The organism is Sphaerisporangium sp. NPDC049002 (assembly GCF_040649355.1).
Lineage (GTDB): Bacteria > Actinomycetota > Actinomycetes > Streptosporangiales > Streptosporangiaceae > Sphaerisporangium.
In genome coordinates, this window is record NZ_JBEZFH010000406.1 from 1 (window position 1) to 2,389 (window position 2,389).

The 2,389-nt window shown below is 66.9% G+C and carries 2 protein-coding genes; both read right to left on the bottom strand.

Annotated elements, in window-relative coordinates; all coding sequences use genetic code 11:
• Nucleotides 1-62: 62 nt before the first annotated feature.
• Nucleotides 63-836: an IS21-like element helper ATPase IstB gene (gene istB / locus AB0B89_RS36015; protein ID WP_358562161.1), complete on the bottom strand. Its 774-nt coding sequence runs from the start codon at nucleotides 834-836 to the stop codon at nucleotides 63-65.
• On the bottom strand, nucleotides 833-2,248 hold the full coding sequence (gene istA / locus AB0B89_RS36020; protein ID WP_358562164.1) for an IS21 family transposase: 1,416 nt from the start codon (nucleotides 2,246-2,248) through the stop codon (nucleotides 833-835). Before istA ends, istB begins: the two co-directional genes overlap by 4 nt.
• Between the last annotated feature and the right edge of the window lie 141 nt (nucleotides 2,249-2,389).

Genomic DNA, 2,389 nt, shown 5'->3' on the forward strand with positions numbered 1-2,389 from the left:
TGTCGGCGTACGGATTCCTGTGCAGGCCTAGGTACGAATTGACGTGCAGAGCTCTGTGACGATTAGGCCGTCGCGGTGATGTTGGTGTCGACGGCAGCCAGGCGGTTCTTCAGCCGGTAGCTGGGGCCGTTGATGGCGAGGATCTCGCAGTGGTGCAGGAGCCGGTCGAGGATGGCGGTGGCCAGGACCTCGTCGCCGAACACCTGTCCCCATTCGCTGAAAGCCTTGTTCGAGGTCAGCAGGATAGAGCCCTTCTCGTACCTTTTACTGATCAGCTGGAAGACGAGGTTGGCTTCGTCGCGGGCCAGTGGCAGATACCCGACCTCGTCCAGGACCAGGACGTGCGGCCGCAGGTAGAAGCGGAGTTTGGAGGTGAGTCGGCCGATGGTGTCGGCGGCTTTCAGTTGCCGGACCATGTCGTCCAGGGTGGTGAAGTAGACGGTGAACCCGGCCCGGCAGGCTGCGACGGCCAGCGCGACCGCCAGGTGTGTCTTGCCTACTCCGGGCGGTCCCAGGAGTGCGGCGTTGGCCTTGGCCTCGACGAACGCCAGGGTGGCCAGGTCCCGGATTTTGCGGGGGTCGAGTTCGGGCTGGTAGGCGAAGTCGTACTCCTCCAAGGTCTTGTGGTGCGGCATCTTCGACAGCCGCAGGGCATGCTTGAGCCGTCGTTCCTCGCGGACGGCGAGTTCCTCTTCGAGCACGAGGTCGAGGAAGTCGAGGTAGCCCATCTGGGCGGCGTCGGCCCGGCCGACATGATCGGTCAGGGTCTGGGTGAGGTGCGGTAGCCCGAGTTTGGTCGCGGTCGCCCGGATCCTGGTAGTGATCAGCTCGCTCACGTGGTGTCCTTCGGGCCGGGGCTGGTGTGGAACGGGCTGATCCCGCTGATCTGGTCATAGACCGACAGAGGCCGGCGGCCGACCTCGACCTTGGCGGCGTCGGCCCGGGCGAGCAGGAACCGCAGCGACCCCGACGGTTCCCGGTCCCGGTCCCGGGGATGGCAGGGCAGGTGGTCTTCCCTGCTGCTGGTGGTAGAGCGGGTATGTCCGTCGGGCAGGGCGCTCCAGTGGTCTGGATCGACGATGCGGGCGCCGCGGCCGACCGCCCGTGGGTGGATGGCGAGCAGGGTGACGCCGTGGCTGTCGGGGACGGTGGCGTGCAGGCTGACGGTGGCGGCCGAGGTCCGCACTTCGACGAGTTGGCGGTGGAACACCTTGGTGGCGGGCACCGAGTACAGGTTGGCTTCGAACGCGACCAGGCAGTCCTTGCCGACGTGCCGCAGATGCCGCTCCACGACGCGATAGGGCTTGGATGGCACCGGCCGCAGAGCCTGATGGTCCCGGCGGGCCCGGACCCCGATCACCTCGCCGTGGGTGCGGTGGGTGACTTTCCGGCGCAACGGAACCCAGGCCAAAAACGCCCGGTCGAGTTCCTCGATTGAACAGAACGCCCGACCGGCCAGGACATGGTCCCGGACGATGGTCACCTGCCGTTCCACCCGGCCTTTCCCGGTTGGCCGGTAGGCGGCCAGCACGTCGATGGTGTAGTCGTAGTGGCCGGCGAACGCCACCGCCTCGGGATGCAACGGCACCGCTTTGCCAGGGGCGACATGCCGGCGGACCACGGTCTTGGTCCGGTCGTAGACGATCGAGCCCGGCACCCCACCGAAATGGGTGAACGCCCGCCGGTGGGCATTCCAGAACGCCGCCAGGCTCTGGCTGGTGGTGAAGCAGCAGAACGGATCCCGCGAATACGAAAGCACCATGTGAAAGGAGTAGACCTTCGGGATCCCCACGTGGGCCAGGATGCCACCCTCGTCTCCCCAATCGACCTGGGCCTGCGCGCCCGGGATCACCTCGAAGCGGCGATGCAGCCGGGCCAGCTCGCTGGGGGTATAGCCCAGATCCGCCGCGATCCGGGGGCGGGCCTCCTGCAGATACAGCTTCACCCGCTGGTAGTTACCGGTGAACCCGTACTCCTGCACGAGTCGTTCGTGGATGACCGTGCCCTTCAGCAGCACCTCGGCCCGCAGCCAGGCGTCGATCACTGGCGTGAACGGCACGATCACCTGGTTACGGTAATCGGCGCGAGGCGCTGCCACCGGCGGCCCCGACGGCCCGTCCTCCAGGTACTTCTTCACCGTCCGCCAGTTCAGGCCGGTCTCCCGGGCGATCTCCGAGATCGTCGCCCCCGACTCCCGCAGCGCACGGAAACGCCGCAGCTCAAGCCACCGCTCCGCCTCCAGCACCACCAGAACTGCCCTCCGCCGCGAAGATCACAACATCACGGCAGCACCATCCCGATCATGAACCCCCCGGGCCAACCAACACGCCGCACACCTCTGCACGTTTACCCGTACCTGGCTCTGCACAGGAATCCGTACGCCGACACC